This window comes from Pseudomonas fortuita (genome assembly GCF_026898135.2).
Lineage (GTDB): Bacteria > Pseudomonadota > Gammaproteobacteria > Pseudomonadales > Pseudomonadaceae > Aquipseudomonas > Aquipseudomonas fortuita.
Map to the genome: position 1 here is coordinate 4,446,443 of NZ_CP114035.2, position 15,398 is coordinate 4,461,840.

10 protein-coding genes, 1 other RNA gene and 1 pseudogene are annotated in these 15,398 nt (G+C 63.3%); 5 read left to right on the plus strand and 7 right to left on the minus strand.

Going from position 1 to position 15,398, the window contains the following annotated elements; genetic code table 11:
* The first annotated feature begins 103 nt into the window (after positions 1-103).
* The 3 genes from hemN to OZ911_RS20335 all read left to right on the plus strand — a co-directional run bounded on the left by hemN (position 104) and on the right by OZ911_RS20335 (position 3,011).
* Positions 104-1,486 carry an oxygen-independent coproporphyrinogen III oxidase gene (hemN, locus tag OZ911_RS20325; protein WP_016488348.1) on the plus strand — a complete coding sequence of 461 codons (1,383 nt, stop codon included), beginning with the start codon at positions 104-106 and terminating at the stop codon, positions 1,484-1,486.
* A gap of 186 nt (positions 1,487-1,672) precedes the next feature.
* Positions 1,673-2,407 (plus strand): Crp/Fnr family transcriptional regulator FnrA, encoded by a 735-nt coding sequence (gene fnrA / locus OZ911_RS20330; protein ID WP_012273416.1) that lies wholly within the window; start codon positions 1,673-1,675, stop codon positions 2,405-2,407.
* A gap of 55 nt (positions 2,408-2,462) precedes the next feature.
* Positions 2,463-3,011 (plus strand): adenine phosphoribosyltransferase, encoded by a 549-nt coding sequence (locus tag OZ911_RS20335; protein ID WP_009683910.1) that lies wholly within the window; start codon positions 2,463-2,465, stop codon positions 3,009-3,011.
* A 132-nt stretch (positions 3,012-3,143) separates the two neighbouring features.
* On the opposite strand, the gene recR is transcribed toward OZ911_RS20335, so the two are convergent.
* The 3 genes from recR to dnaX form a co-directional block, all read right to left on the minus strand.
* On the minus strand, positions 3,144-3,746 hold the full coding sequence (gene recR / locus OZ911_RS20340) for a recombination mediator RecR (protein WP_003254304.1): 603 nt from the start codon (positions 3,744-3,746) through the stop codon (positions 3,144-3,146).
* A 187-nt stretch (positions 3,747-3,933) separates the two neighbouring features.
* On the minus strand, positions 3,934-4,269 hold the full coding sequence (locus tag OZ911_RS20345) for a YbaB/EbfC family nucleoid-associated protein (protein WP_016488349.1): 336 nt from the start codon (positions 4,267-4,269) through the stop codon (positions 3,934-3,936).
* Between the two features lie 64 nt (positions 4,270-4,333).
* Positions 4,334-6,403 (minus strand): DNA polymerase III subunit gamma/tau, encoded by a 2,070-nt coding sequence (gene dnaX / locus OZ911_RS20350; protein WP_016488350.1) that lies wholly within the window; start codon positions 6,401-6,403, stop codon positions 4,334-4,336.
* A gap of 124 nt (positions 6,404-6,527) precedes the next feature.
* On the opposite strand from dnaX, the gene OZ911_RS20355 reads away from it, so the two are divergent.
* Together OZ911_RS20355 and OZ911_RS20360 are read left to right on the plus strand one after the other, a co-directional pair.
* A complete protein-coding gene (locus tag OZ911_RS20355; RefSeq protein ID WP_031312043.1) occupies positions 6,528-7,295 on the plus strand; it encodes a substrate-binding periplasmic protein in 768 nt (255 codons plus the stop codon).
* Between the two features lie 208 nt (positions 7,296-7,503).
* Positions 7,504-7,827 (plus strand): annotated as a pseudogene (locus OZ911_RS20360) (MerR family DNA-binding protein); the annotation flags it as partial.
* Between the two features lie 28 nt (positions 7,828-7,855).
* Here OZ911_RS20360 and ffs read toward each other — a convergent pair.
* The 4 genes from ffs to smc form a co-directional block, all read right to left on the minus strand.
* Positions 7,856-7,952: signal recognition particle sRNA small type (ffs, locus tag OZ911_RS20365), an RNA gene on the minus strand.
* 294 nt (positions 7,953-8,246) lie between these two features.
* Entirely contained in the window at positions 8,247-10,577 is a 2,331-nt protein-coding gene (gene ligA, locus OZ911_RS20370) for an NAD-dependent DNA ligase LigA (RefSeq protein ID WP_023048264.1), read from the minus strand.
* A 232-nt stretch (positions 10,578-10,809) separates the two neighbouring features.
* Positions 10,810-11,703 (minus strand): cell division protein ZipA, encoded by an 894-nt coding sequence (gene zipA / locus OZ911_RS20375; protein WP_016488354.1) that lies wholly within the window; start codon positions 11,701-11,703, stop codon positions 10,810-10,812.
* 205 nt (positions 11,704-11,908) lie between these two features.
* Positions 11,909-15,397: a chromosome segregation protein SMC gene (gene smc / locus OZ911_RS20380; RefSeq protein WP_070086502.1), complete on the minus strand. Its 3,489-nt coding sequence runs from the start codon at positions 15,395-15,397 to the stop codon at positions 11,909-11,911.
* Position 15,398 lies beyond the last annotated feature (1 nt).

Below are 15,398 nucleotides of genomic sequence, written 5' to 3' on the forward strand. Positions count from 1 at the left end.
GGGGCTGCTGTGCAGCCCCAACGCCCTTGATACAAATCAACACACACCCCTACAGACAGCCATATAGTCCGGTGCACTGCTGCTCTTTCCGGGGACCGCCCTCATGCTCGACGACCTACGTTGGGATACCGACCTGATCCGCCGCTACGATCTGGCCGGGCCACGCTACACCTCCTACCCGACCGCCGTGCAACTGCACAGCGAGGTGGGCTCGTTCGACCTGCTCCACGCCCTGCGCGAGAGCCGTCGAGCCGTGCGCCCCCTGTCGCTGTACGTGCATGTGCCGTTTTGCGCCAACATCTGCTACTACTGCGCCTGCAACAAGGTCATCACCAAGGACCGCGCGCGCGCCGCACCCTACCTGCAGCGCCTGGAGCAGGAAATCCAGCTGATCGCCTGCCACCTGGGCCCGCAGCAGCGTGTTGAACAGCTGCATTTTGGCGGCGGCACGCCGACGTTCCTCAGCCATGTGGAACTGCGCCAACTGATGGCCACCCTGCGTCAGCACTTCCACCTGCTGGACGACGATTCCGGCGACTACGGCATCGAGATCGACCCGCGCGAGGCCGACTGGTCGACCATGGGCCTGCTCCGCGAACTGGGCTTCAACCGCGTCAGCCTGGGCGTACAAGACCTCGACCCAGCCGTGCAGCGCGCGATCAACCGCCTGCAGAGTCTGGAGCAGACCCGCACCCTGATCGAGGCTGCGCGCACCCTGCAGTTCCGTTCGGTCAACCTGGACCTGATCTACGGTCTGCCCAAACAAACACCCGAAGGTTTTGCCCGCACGGTCGAAGAAGTGATCCGCCTGCAGCCAGACCGCCTGTCGGTGTTCAACTATGCCCACCTGCCCGAGCGCTTCATGCCCCAACGGCGCATCGACAACAACGACCTGCCCAGCCCGGCCGCCAAGCTGGAGATGCTGCACACCACCATTGACCAGTTGACCGCCGCCGGCTACCGCTACATCGGCATGGATCACTTCGCCCTGCCGGACGACGAACTGGCCATCGCCCAGGAAGAAGGCACCCTGCAGCGCAACTTCCAGGGCTACACCACCCACGGGCACTGCGACCTGATCGGCCTGGGCGTGTCGGCCATCAGCCAGATCGGCGACCTGTACTGCCAGAACAGCAGCGACCTCAACACCTACCAGGACAGCCTGTCCAACGCCCAGCTGGCCACCCAGCGCGGCCTGGTATGCAACCACGACGACCGCATACGGCGGGCGGTGATCCAGCAACTGATCTGCCATTTCGAGCTGGACTTCGAGCCGATCGAACAGGCCTTCACCATCGATTTTCGCGGTTATTTCAACGAGCTCTGGCCCGAACTGCTGACCTTGCAGCGCGACGGCCTGATCAGCCTGGACGCCAAGGGCATTCGCATCCTGCCGGCTGGCCGCCTGCTGGCGCGCTCGGTGTGCATGGTGTTCGACGCCTACCTGGCGATGCACAACCGCCAGCGTTTCTCGCGGGTTATCTGAAAACCGAGTCGTTCAACCGCATGGACAAGCCTCCTTGCCAGGCACACTATGGGCACACAAGGACTCCCGGCAGGACGGCTGCCGGGGTTTCGCCAGGGCGCACCATCAACGCGCACGCTGGCCTACACCCTGTGTCGTGGGTTACCCTTACGACTTATGTGTGCTTTCCCACAAGGATCGATTCAAATGTCCGAGCCAGTCAAACTGCGCCCACACAACCAGGCCCATTGCAAGGATTGCAGCCTGGCCCCCCTGTGCCTGCCTCTTTCGCTGAACCTGGAAGACATGGATGCACTGGATGAAATCGTCAAACGCGGCCGCCCGCTGAAGAAAGGCGAGTTCCTGTTCCGCCAGGGTGACAATTTCGGCTCGGTCTACGCCGTACGTTCCGGTGCCCTGAAAACTTTCAGCCTCAGCGACAGCGGCGAAGAACAGATCACCGGCTTCCACCTGCCCAGCGAGCTGGTCGGCCTGTCAGGCATGGACACCGAAGCCTACCCGGTGTCGGCCCAGGCGCAGGAAACCACTTCGGTGTGCGAAATCCCCTTCGAGCGGCTTGACGAGCTGTCGGTGCAACTGCCGCAGCTGCGTCGCCAGCTGATGCGGGTCATGAGCCGGGAAATCCGCGACGACCAGCAAATGATGCTGCTGCTGTCGAAAAAGACCGCCGACGAGCGTATTGCCACCTTCCTGGTCAACCTGTCGGCACGCTTCCGCGCCCGCGGCTATTCGGCCAACCAGTTCCGCCTGAGCATGTCGCGCAACGAAATCGGCAACTACCTGGGCCTGGCAGTAGAAACCGTGTCGCGGGTGTTCACGCGCTTCCAGCAGAACGGCCTGCTGCGCGCCGAGGGCAAGGAAGTGCACATCCTCGACCCGATCCAGCTGTGTGCGCTGGCCGGTGGTGCAATCGAGGCCTGAGGCCGGCGTATAGCGGGTATACTTTGGCATTCGTTTTCCCAGGATACCCGCAACAATGCACAGCGACGCTTTCGACCTCAAAGCCCTGATCCGCCCGGTAGTGGACTTCCCCAAACCGGGCGTGATCTTTCGCGACATCACCCCGCTGTTCCAATCGCCGCGCGGGCTGCGCTATGTAGCTGACCAGTTCATCGAGCGTTATGTCGAGGCTGAGTTCAGCCACATTGGTGCCATGGACGCGCGGGGCTTCCTGATCGGCTCAATCATCGCCCACCAGTTGAACAAGCCGCTGATCCTGTTCCGCAAGCAAGGCAAGCTGCCGGCTGACGTGCTGAGCGAGGGTTACCAGACCGAATACGGCGAAGCCTTCCTGGAAGTGCATGCCGACAGCCTGTGCGAGGGGGATTCGGTGTTGATCTTCGATGACCTGATTGCCACCGGCGGTACGCTGCTGGCTGCAGCCAACCTGGTACGCCGTACCGGGGCGCAGGTGTTCGAGGCGGCGGCGATTATCGACCTGCCGGAATTGGACGGGTCGCGTCGGTTGCAGGCGGCCGGGGTGCCTACCTTCTGCCTGACCGAGTTTTCCCTCAGCGAGTACTGAGTTGGCTTTTGGGGCTGCTTTGCAGCCCATTCGCGGGACAAGCCCGCTCCCACAAAGTGAAGCATCGCTATATCGCTGTGGGAGCGGGCTTGTCCCGCGAATGGGCCGCAAAGCGGCCCCAGCATTTTTGAATCAGAGCGAAATTGGCCGGCGCCCTGCAAAGGCATGGGCCAAGGTGCCGCCATCCACCATCTCCAGCTCGCCGCCCAGCGGTACACCATGGGCAATGCGAGACGCCACCAACCCCTTCTCGCTCAACAATTGCGCGATGTAATGCGCCGTCGCCTCCCCCTCCACCGTCGGGTTGGTCGCCAGAATCACCTCGGTGAAGGTGCCCTGCTCCTCGATGCGTGCCATAAGCTGCGGAATGCCAATGGCCTCCGGGCCCAGGCCGTCCAGCGGCGACAGGTGCCCCTTGAGCACAAAGTAGCGGCCACGGTAGCCCGTCTGCTCCACCGCATACACATCGGTCGGCCCCTCCACCACGCACAGCTGGGTGTCGTCGCGGCGCGGGTCGGCGCACTGCGGGCACAGTTCCTGCTCGGTGAGGGTGCGACACTGGCGGCAATGCCCTACCCCTTCCATGGCCTGGGTCAAGGCCTGAGCCAGGCGCAGCCCGCCACTGCGGTCGCGCTCCAGCAATTGCAGGGCCATGCGCTGTGCGGTCTTCTGGCCAACGCCTGGCAGGATGCGCAGGCCGTCGATCAGTTGGCGGATAAGGGGGCTGAAGCTCATGGGAATGGCCTGACAAATCAATAAGAGGCGGTTTATACCCAGCGGGGGCGGCGGCGTCAAATAAGGTCACCCCAAGCCTACCCGGCCTGCTGTTGCTATCACATAAAAAGCAGACCGCGCCTGGGTTGAAATCGCTCAAAAAAAACCGCCGCTGATATCAGCGGCGGTTTTCGGTATCGCAATGCGCTTAGAACGGCATCTTGAAGCCCGGCGGCAGTTGCATGCCGGCGGTCATGCCGCCCATCTTTTCCTGGCTGCTTTGCTCGATCTTGCGCACGGCATCGTTCAGCGCGGCGGCGATCAGGTCTTCCAGCACTTCCTTGTCGTCCTCGTCGGTCGACATCAGGCTTTGGTCGATGCTGACGCGCTTGACGTCGTGACGCCCCGTCATCACCACGCTCACCAGGCCACCGCCGGACTGGCCGGTGACTTCGGCGTTGGCCAGCTCTTCCTGCATTTTCTGCATCTTTTCCTGCATCTGCTGGGCCTGCTTCATCAGGCCGGCCATGCCACCTTTCATCATGGGGGTATACCTCGATTGGGTCATGTGATGCGGCCCGGCGCAGGGCCAGCCGCATGGTTATCCGTTACTGGCCCTGTTTGGCCAGGGCCTCTACAGGCTCAATAGTATCCTGCCGCACCTTGGCACCGAACAACTTGATCATCTGCTGGATCAACGGATCCTGTTCGATAGAGGTGACCGCGTCCTGCTGGCGCTCTGCACGCTTGCGCGATGCCGCCTGGGCCGGGGTTTCCTGCTCAGGCAGGATCAGCTCGATACGCAGGTTCAGGGTGCGCCCCAGGTGCTGGTTGAGCGCTTCGTTCAGGCGACGCTGCTGGGTCGTGTTGAACAGTGCGCCTTGGCCAGGGTCCAGGTGCAGCAGCCAGTCGTCGCCATCAGCGGCAATCAGCGTACAGTTTGCCGCGATGTTGCCTGTCATCCCGGACACAGGCAACTGTGGGAATAATTCCAGCCATTGCAGGGCCAGCCCGGTGGCCGGTTTAGCTGCTGGCAGCGGCTCGGCAGCCGGCTTCGATACCTCTTCCTGCACATGTTCGGCCAACTCGTCCAGATAGCTGAAACCGACCGGGTCGCTTTCACCGCTGTAATAGTCTTCGTCCAGCGGCGGCTCATCATCGCGATCCATGCCTACGGCAGCGTAGGCGGAGGGGTCGAAAGGCGGCTCGTCGCTTGCCGCTGTGGGCTGTGGCGCCGGTGCAGGGGCAACAGGCTCGGGCGCAGGTGCGGGCACAGGTTCAGCCGCCACCGGCGCAGGTGCAACTGCCGGCTCTTCCCACGGCAGGTCGACCACCTCCGCGACAGGCTCAGGTACCGAAATGGCCTCGATCTCGGCCTGCAGCTCGGCGTCTGGCTCGGCCTCCGGCTCATGGTCGGCTGTCGCAGGTGCAGGCACCTCCAGCTGTGGGGCCGCCGCCGCGGGTTCTGCCGGCGCGGCCGCAACAGGCGATGAAGGCCCGGCCAAGGCCGAGGCTGCCACCGGCGCTGCAGGATCAGCTGTGGCTTGGCTGATCCCCACTGGCTTTAGCACCGGTCTCGGCGCGTCGTCGGTATCAGCCGGGCGGAACGCCAACATGCGCAGCAGGACCATCTCGAAACCACCACGCGGGTCCGGCGCCAACGGCAGGTCTCGGCGGCCGATCAGGCCCATCTGGTAATAGAACTGCACGTCCTCGGCCGGCAATGCCGAAGCCAGCGCCAGTACTCGGTCGCGGTCACCCTGGCCGTTGTCCACGGCCTCTGGCAGCGCCTGAGCAATGGCCACACGGTGCAGCACGTTAAGCATTTCGGCCAGCACGCCCGCCCAGTCCGGGCCCTGCTCGGCCAAGCTGCGCACGGCCTCCAGCAATGCCCGGGCATCGCCTTCGAGCAACGCCTGCAACACGCCGTAGACCTGGCCGTGATCCAGGCTGCCAAGCATGGCCCGCACATCAGCGGCCAGCACCTTGCCTTCGCCAAAGGCGATGGCCTGGTCGGTGAGGCTCATGGCGTCACGCATCGAGCCATCGGCCGCGCGGCCCAGCAGCCACAGGGCATCCGGCTCGAACGGCACGTTCTCGGCAGCCAGTACGTGGCTGAGGTGTTCAACCACCCGCTCCGGGCTCATGTTCTTCAGCGAGAACTGCAGGCAGCGCGACAGGATGGTGGCCGGCAGCTTCTGCGGGTCGGTGGTGGCGAGGATGAATTTGACGTAGGGCGGCGGCTCTTCCAGCGTCTTGAGCAAGGCGTTGAACGAGTGGGTCGACAGCATGTGCACTTCGTCGATCAGGTAGACCTTGAAGCGCCCACGGCTCGGGGCGTACTGCACGTTGTCCAGCAGCTCGCGGGTGTCCTCGACCTTGGTGCGGCTGGCGGCGTCGATCTCGATCAGGTCGACGAAACGGCCTTCGTCGATTTCACGGCACACCGAACAGGTGCCACAGGGCGTGGAGGTGATGCCGGTTTCGCAGTTCAGGCACTTGGCGATAATACGGGCGATGGTCGTCTTGCCCACGCCCCGGGTACCGGTGAACAGGTAGGCGTGGTGCAGGCGCTGATTGTCCAAGGCATTGATCAAGGCCTTCAGCACATGGGCTTGGCCGACCATTTCGCGGAACGAGCGCGGACGCCATTTACGTGCAAGAACCTGATAACTCATCGAAAAACCATCGTAGCCTGATAGAGCGGAAGATCGCTAATGCTAGCGGAGCGGGGGCAAAATTGCACCCTGCGCGCGTCGTCTAAGCTTTGAGGCAGGCGCGCTGTTCAGGGAGGATACGCCTTTGCGAAGATTGCTGGCCCTGCTGTTGCTCTGGACCACCCACAGCCTGGCTGAACAGCCGGCACTGCGCTTCTCCGTAGCGGAGAGCTGGGGCATGCCGCTGGTACGCATCGAAGGCGATCAGCCAGTGGAGGGATTGCTTTACGACCTGATGCAGGCCATGGCCAAGGAAGTGGGGGCTCGCCCCAAGTACCACGTCATGGCCCGCCTGCGCCTGGAGGAGGCCATGAGCAGCGGCGACATAGATGTGCGTTGCTACGTCAGTACCCGATGGCTCAATGACCGGCCGGGGGATTTTGTGTGGAGTATCCCGCTGATTCACCAGCGCGACGTGCTGGTTGGCCGCGCCAGCGACGACACCCCGATGCGCTTGGAGCAGCTGCCACCCCAGGCTATCGGCACGGTGCTGGGCTACACCTATTCAACCCTGCAACCGCTGCTGGACAAGGGCCAGCTGCACCGTGAGGACAGCCGCAGCCAGTTGCTGGTGCTGCAAAAGCTGCAGGCCGGGCGGTATCGGCATGCGGTGAGCAACCAGTTGTCGTTGCAGTGGTTCAACCAGGGGTTGCCAGCTGAACAGCAATTGCAGGCGCTGGCGGTGCTGGAAGAACAGGATTTGGGGTGCATGGTGCGCAACGATCCGGCGATACCGACACAAGCGCTGTTGCGGGCGCTGGTAAGAATGAAGCAGTCGGGTGAGATCGAGCGGATTGTGCAGCGGTATGGGGGAGCGGGCGACCCGGACAATATGTCTGTGGCCCGGCCCTGAAATGCCCAGCAAAATGCCGGCACAACTTACTGCCCTGCTCAATTTGTGAAAGCTTGTGCAAACCCTGTGGGAGCGGGCATGCCCGCGAACACCGGCATAGCCGGTGCCATCCACCGAGTAATGTTCTTCGCAGGCATGCCCGCTCCCACAAAGTTCTTAAAAGTGCGCACTCTGATCGGGGGTTCGCTGTAATCGGGGCATCTGGCGCGGCCAGCGGCGGCAGTTTGCGGCTGATGTGGCAGACCGGCTGGCACTGATCGCCCTGGGGCAGGCTGCGGGGTTTTCGCTGGATGAAGTAGGGGCGATGCTGGTGGACCTGCAGGTCGACCGGCAGATGCTGATCGCCAAGGCGGACGAGCTGGATGCGCGAATCAGGCGGTTGCAAGCGATGAGCAAGGGATTGCGGCATGCGGCGCAGTGCCCGGAGGAGGATCATCTGGCATGCCCGAAATTCCAGCGGCTGATGAAGCTGTCGGCGGCCGGAGCATTGGGCGGAAAGCAGGCAAGAAGGAAGGCGTTCGTTGCAGACTGAGGTTTTCCGACCCCAGAAATGGAGGCGGCCCCACCAGCCACACCCCGGCACTCGATGTTCCCGCTATGGCTGCTCCCTTCCGGGCCTGACCAGGTTAACGGGTAATCAATGCGGGGGGACCGATGGGGCCACCACTACATGCCTCGCTGAGCAGCGAGTGGCGCCATTGTACCGGTCTTGAGGGCAGATACAACCTCTGAGGTAGAAAAAGTCATCATTTCTCAATGACTTGTCAGGCGCATGGGCGCTGAACTGGCGCGCAAACCTGTGGGAGCGGGCGCGCCCGCGAAGAAGGCGCCGCAGTGGATGGCACCGGCTTTGCCGGTGATCGCCGGCAAGCCAGCTCCTACAGGGACCGTACAAGCTTCTGAATCTGGGTATCGAGCCAGAATGTTGGGGTCGGGGGATAGCGCAGGGCTTCAGATAGCGATGCCCTGTTCGGCCAGGAATGTGACAAAGGCATCTTCGTCCAGCACCTTAACGCCCAGCTCAGCGGCCTTGGCCAGCTTGGACCCTGCCCCCGGCCCTGCCACCACGCAGTGGGTCTTGCCAGACACCGAGCCGGCCACCTTGGCCCCCAGGCTTTCCAGCTTGTCTTTGGCGATGTCGCGGCTCATGCGCTCCAGCGTACCGGTCAGCACCCAGGTCTGCCCGGCCAGCGGCAAGCCTTCGGCTACCTTCTTCTCGCTGCTCCAATGCATGCCGAACGCCAGCAACTGGGCTTCGATGTCCCGCGCCAGCTTCTGATTCGCTTCATCCTTGAAGAACTCACGCACTGCGTCAGCCTGCTTGGCCGCCAGGGCTTGGCGCAGGTCGATGCCGTCGGCGGCGATGATCTTGTCCAGGCTGTCGAGCCTGGCCACCAGCTTCTCGGCACCGGTCGGGCCAACGGAGGGGATGTCGAGCTTGGCGATCATCCCGGCCAAGCTGGTGCTGGCAGCAAATTCGGCAGCCAGTTCGCCCTCGTCCTGTATTTTCATGCCGCTGGCCAGAAGCTGTTCAATGACTTTCTGGTTGTGCTCGTCTTCGAAGAAGTTGTGGATTTCGTAGGCCACCTCCAGGCCGATATCCGGCAGGTAGGTCAGCACTTGTGGCAACGCCTGCTGCACACGGGCCAGGCTGCCCAGCGAGCGGGCCAGTACCTTGGCGGTTTCTTCGCCCACGTCGGGAATGCCCAGGGCATAGATGAAGCGCGCCAGGCTCGGGCGCTTGCTGGCTTCGATGGCATCGAGCAACTTCTTGCTGGAGACCTCGGCAAAGCCTTCAAGCCCGACAACCTGCTCGAACTCCAGTTTGTACAGATCAGCTGGCGAGCCGATCAGGCCTTCATCCACCAATTGCTCGACGCTCTTCTCGCCCAGGCCGTCGATGTCCATGGCACGGCGGGACACGTAGTGAATGATCGCCTGTTTGAGCTGGGCGCCACAGGCCAAGCGACCCACACAGCGGTACACCGCGCCTTCGCTGGTGATTGCCTTGCCTTTGCTGCGTTTGACCAGCTGGGTACGCTCGACCTGCGAACCACAGACCGGGCACACGCTCGGCACTTCTACCGGGCGGGCATCTTCCGGGCGGCGCTCCAGCACGACTTGCATCACCTGCGGGATCACATCACCGGCACGGCGGATGATTACCGTGTCGCCGATGCGCAGGCCCAGGCGGGCGATTTCGTCCATGTTGTGCAAAGTGGCATTGGACACGGTCACACCAGCAACCTTGACCGGTTTCAGGCGCGCCACAGGCGTTACTGCCCCTGTACGGCCAACCTGGAACTCGACGTCCAGCACCTCGGTCAGCTCTTCCATGGCCGGGAACTTGTGGGCGATCGCCCAGCGTGGCTCGCGGGCACGGAAGCCCAGCTCGCGCTGGGCGGCCAGGCTGTTGACCTTGAACACCACGCCATCGATTTCATAGGGCAGGCTGTTGCGCCGTTCGCCGATATCGCGGTAGTAGGCCAGGCACTCATCGATGCCTGCCGCGTGCTTGAGCTCGCGACTGATCGGCAGGCCCCAGGCCTTGAGCTGCTCGAGGGTGCCGATGTGGCTGTCGGCGATGCTCTCGGACACCTGGCCAACGCCATAGCAGCAGAACTCCAGCGGGCGGCTGGCGGTAATCTTTGAATCCAGCTGACGCAGGCTGCCGGCAGCGGCGTTGCGCGGGTTGGCGAAGGTCTTGCCGCCGGCTTCGGCCTGGGCGGCATTGAGCCGGTCGAAACCGGCCTTGCTCATGTACACCTCACCGCGCACTTCCAGCACCGCTGGCCAGCCTTCGCCCTGCAGTTTGAGCGGGATGTTACGCACGGTGCGCACGTTGGCGCTGATATCCTCGCCAGTGGTGCCGTCACCACGGGTGGCGCCCTGCACCAGCTGACCGTCGCGATACAGCAGGCTCACCGCCAGGCCGTCGAGCTTGGGTTCGCAGCTGAAGTCGACCGCACCGGGCTGGTCGAGGCCGTCTACCACGCGGCGGCCGAACTCACGCAGGTCGGTTTCTTCGAAAGCGTTGCCCAGGCTGAGCATGGGCACTTCATGGCGCACCTGGCTGAATGCGGACAACGCCTGGCCGCCGACGCGCTGGGTGGGCGAATCAGGGGTTACCAGGTGGGGGTGTTCAGCCTCAAGCGCCTTGAGCTCGTTGAACAGGCGGTCGTATTCGGCATCGGGCACACTGGGCTCGTCGAGCACGTAGTAGCGGTAGTTGTGCTGGTCGAGTTCGGCACGCAGTTCGTGGATACGGGTTTCGGCGGTCATTTTCAGGGTCTCTTGCAAAGCAAAAAGAGCAGCCTGGGGTGGTGTCTGGGGCCTGGATTGGTAATTGCCTGACCGGGCCCTATCGCCGGCAAGCCAGCTCCCACAGGTACACCACAAGCCTGGAGGGCAGTGGTACTCCTGTGGGAGCTGGCTTGCCGGCGATAGGGCCGGGTCGGGCAGTAACTCCCGAACCGACCAGCACGCCCTCAGGCTGCTCTTTCGTCTGGATCTGTCAGCGCTTCTGGGTCAGCGCGCGGCGCTCGAACTCGACGATGCGCTGGCGGTAGTGCTCGATGGTCTGGGCAGTCAGCACGCTGCGCTGGTCGTCCTTGAGCTCGCCGTTGAGTTCGTGGGCCAGTTTGCGTGCCGCAGCGACCATCACGTCGAACGCCTGCTTCGGATGACGCGGGCCCGGCAGACCAAGGAAGAAGCTCACAGCGCGGGTGCTGAAGTGGTCGATATCGTCCAGGTCGAACACGCCTGGCTTGACCGCATTGGCCATGGAGAACAGCACTTCGCCGTGGCCGGCCATGCTCTCGTGGCGGTGGAAAATGTCCATTTCGCCGAAGCGCAGGCCGCTTTCCAGAATGTTCTGCAGCAACGCCGGGCCCTTGAAGCCGCCTTCGTCACGGGAGATAACACTGATCACCAGCACTTCCTCGGCCGGTGGCAGCTCCTTGACGCTACTGGCAGGCGCTGTACCCGTGCTGCTGCGGGTGTTGTCGGCGGCAAAGTCGTCATTGCTGTCAGCAAAAAGGTCGGGCTCGCGCGTGTCGGCACTCAGGTTCAGGTCACCCTGCTGTACATCAGCCGCTACGGTGGCGCGCTTGTTGCGCTTGCTGGCCTTGGCCGGCTTGGGCTCGCGTTCGCGGTCACGCGAAGAGGCGCTGAGCGACGGCAAGTCGCTTTCGTCCAGCTCAGGCTCCTTGTGGGCGTCCAGCACGCGCGACGGGCCGAGCACTTCGGCGCCGCCACCCTCTTCTTCCGGCAGGTTGGAATAACTGCGATCCAGACGGAATTTCAACTTGCCTTTCCCGCCGCGCATGCGGCGCCAGCCGTCGAAAAGAATCCCGGCAATGACAATGATGCCGATGACGATCAGCCACTCGCGCAGACCGATTTCCATGTAATCCCGTGCCTCTATAAAAATATGCTTGAAAACAAAGGGTTCAAAGCCCTTTAACACGTGGCGCCAACTCTATGTTCTGACAGGCGTTTTACCCACGCAAAAAACGAGTGACATTAAGCTAGCACGACCAAAGACAACTTTACACCGTCTGTCGCACATGACGGGGGCATTTCGCTACAGAATGTGCCCGCATCGTCGCGCATCAAGCGTCGACCATGGCCATGGCCGCCTCCACATCAACTGCAACAAGGCGTGAGCAACCGGGTTCATGCATGGTCACCCCCATCAATTGGTCCGCCATCTCCATGGCAATCTTGTTGTGCGTGATGTAGATGAACTGCACGCTTTCACTCATTTCCTTGACCAGGCGCGCATAGCGCCCGACGTTGGCATCGTCCAGCGGTGCATCGACCTCGTCGAGCATGCAGAACGGTGCGGGGTTCAACTTGAAGATGGCAAACACCAGCGCCAAAGCGGTCAGTGCCTTCTCGCCGCCGGACAGCAGATGAATGGTGCTGTTCTTCTTGCCCGGGGGTCGCGCCATGATCGTCACCCCTGTATCGAGTAAATCTTCGCCCGTCAGTTCCAGATAAGCGCTGCCACCACCGAAAACTTTTGGGAAAAGTGCCTGTAATCCGGCATTTATCTGATCAAAGGTATCCTTGAAGCGGTTGCGGGTTTCCTTGTCGATCTTGCGAATGACGTTTTCCAGGGTCTCGAGGGCTTCGACCAGGTCGGCGTCCTGCGCGTCCAGGTAACGCTTGCGCTCGGACTGCTGCTGGTATTCCTCGATGGCGGCCAGGTTGATCGCACCCAGGCGCTGGATGCGTGCTTCAAGCTGCTCCAGCTCCTGTTCGGTACCCTGCTCGCTGGCCTCGGCCTCCAGCGTGGTGAGCACGCCTTGCAGGTCGTAGCCATCGGCCAGCAGCTGTTCTTGCAAGGTCTTGCGTCGTACATCCAGCCCCTGGCACTCCAGGCGCAATTGCTCCAGTTGGCCGCGCAGCAACTGAGCTTGCTGCTCGGCCTGGGTGCGGCGCTTTTCGGCATCACGCAGTTCACGGTCGGCTTCGTCCATGTGCAGGCGGGCCAAGCGCATTTCCTCGTCCACGCTCATACGCCGCTCCAGCAGCTCTTCGAGCTTCAGGCGCAGTTCTTCCTGCGGGGCCTCGCCCTCCTCCAGGTTCAGGCTCAGTTGCTCCTGGCGCTCGGTCAGGCGCGCTGCCTGCTGCTCCAGGCGCTCCAGGGCCTGACGGGTGGAGTCGTGCTGGGCGCGCAGCGAGCCCAAGCGCACGGCCAACTGGTGGGCGTGGTCCTTGTGCTGGCGGGCCTCTTGGCGCACCCGGTCGAGGGCTTCGCGCAGGGTGTCGCGGCGGGCCATCAGTTGCTCGCGCTGCTCGGTGTCCTGGGCCATCAGCTCCAGGGCCTCCTGCAGCAGCAGGCGCGCTTCGCCTAGCTGTTCGTGCTCCACGGCGCGCTGCTCTTCAAGCTCGGCCAGTTCTTCAAGCAGGCGCCGACGGCGCAACGCGACCTGCTCGGCTCGGGCGCGACTGGCCGAGAGCCTGGCATTCAGTTCGCCATGCAGACGGTTTTCTTCCTGGGTACGGCGGCGAAGCTGTTCGCGCTGCTCTTCCTGGTCCAGCTGCTGCTCGCGCAGGGCCTGCAACTGTTGCTCAAGCTGCTCCAGTGCCGCTTCCTGCTCCTGTTGCTCCTGCCCCAGGCGCTCGATTTCCTGGCCACGCGCCAGCACGCCGCCTTCAGCTTCACCACCACGGCGCACCCGCAGGAAGTGCCGGCCAACCCAGTAGCCATCGCGGCTGACCAGGCTCTGGCCTTCGCCAAGCGACACGCGCTGCGCCAGTGCCTGGGCCAAGTCCTCCACAGGCTTGACCTGGCCCAGCCAGGGCGCCAGGTCGATGCGACCTGCGACCTTTTCCAGCAGGCTGCCAGGCAACGATGAACCCTTGCCGCTGGCCTGCAGCAAACGCAGCTCACCTTGCTCAAGGCCTGTGAAATCGAGCGTATCGAAATCATCCACCAGCACCGCCTGCAGATCGGCGCCAAGCACCGTTTCTACTGCCAACTCCCAACCCGGCTCTACGCGCAAGCCTTCAGCCAGGCGTGGCTGTTGCTCCAGACCTTGGCCTTGCAGCCAGCCTGCAGCACCCGCGCCCGGTTCCAGGGCGGCCTGCTGCAAGGCTTCGAGCGAGGCCAGACGACCACCCAGGCGCTGCAGGTCGCCCTGCGCCTGCTGCTGGGCCTGGGTGGCCTGTTGCAGTTGCTCGCGCGCGCCTTCCAGGCGCTCGACCACCTGTTCTTCGGACAGCTGCAATTCTTCCAGCAGCATTTCACTGCTGGCCAGTTGCTCGGCCAGTTCGAGCATGGCGGCATCCTGCGGGTCGCTCCCCAGTTGCTCGCGCTCCTCGCCCAGCTTGCGCTGGCGCTCGGCCAAACGCTCCAGGCTGGCTTCCAGCTGTTGCAGGCGCGCCTGCTGCACTTCGGCCTGGCGACGTGGTTCGGCGGAGCGGCTGTTGAAACTGTCCCACTGTTCCTGCCAGCCGTGCATGCCCGCCTCGGCTTCCTCAAGGGCCGCAGCGGCCTCTTCGGCGGCGGCCAGGGTCATTTCCTGCTCGGGCTCGAGCATGGCCAGCTCTTCGCCCAGGGTGGCCAGCAAGGTGCGGTCGTGGCCCAGGTGCGATTCGGTCTCCAGGCGCGTGCGCTCGGCTTCCTTGAAGTCGTCCTGCAACTGCCGCAGGCGCTGCTGGCCATGCTGGATACTCTGCTCGACCCGGGCAATATCACCGGCTACCGAGTAGAAGCGGCCCTGCACCTGGTTGAAGCGCTCGGATAATTCATGATGGCCATCGCGCAGGCGCTCGATACTGGCATCGGCATTGCGCTGCTCGGCCACCAGTGCTTCATGGGACACACCCTGGTCGCCAATCACCGACTCGCGCTGGCGTACCTGTTCGTCCAGGCCGCGCCAGCGCAAGGCCGAAAGGCGTGCCTTCAACTGGCGTTCCTGCGCTTTGTACTCGCGGTACTTCTCGGCGGCCTGGGCCTGACGGTGCAGGCGCTCCAGCTGGCGCTCCAGCTCTTCGCGCAGGTCGGTCAGGCGCGCGAGGTTTTCCTGGGTGCGGCGGATGCGGTTCTCGGTTTCGCGGCGCCGCTCCTTGTACTTGGAGATGCCGGCCGCTTCTTCGATGAAGTTGCGCAGTTCCTCGGGCTTGGCCTCGATCAGCTTGGAGATCATGCCCTGTTCGATGATCGAATAGCTGCGTGGTCCAAGGCCGGTACCGAGGAAAATATCGGTGATGTCACGCCGCCGACACTTGGTGCCGTTGAGGTAATAGCTGTTCTGCCCGTCGCGGGTAACCTTGCGGCGGATCGAGATTTCGGCATAAGCGGCATACTCGCCGACCAGGGTGGTTTCGCTGTTGTCGAACACCAGTTCGATGCTGGCCTGGCTGACCGGCTTGCGGCCACTGGAGCCGTTGAAGATGACGTCGGTCATCGACTCGCCGCGCAGGTTCTTTGCCGAACTCTCGCCCATCACCCAGCGCACCGCGTCGATGATGTTGGACTTGCCACAGCCGTTGGGGCCGACCACGGCCGTCATGTTACTGGGGAAATTGACCGTGGTCGGGTCGACGAACGACTTGAACCCGGCCAGGCGAATGCACTTCAGGCGCATC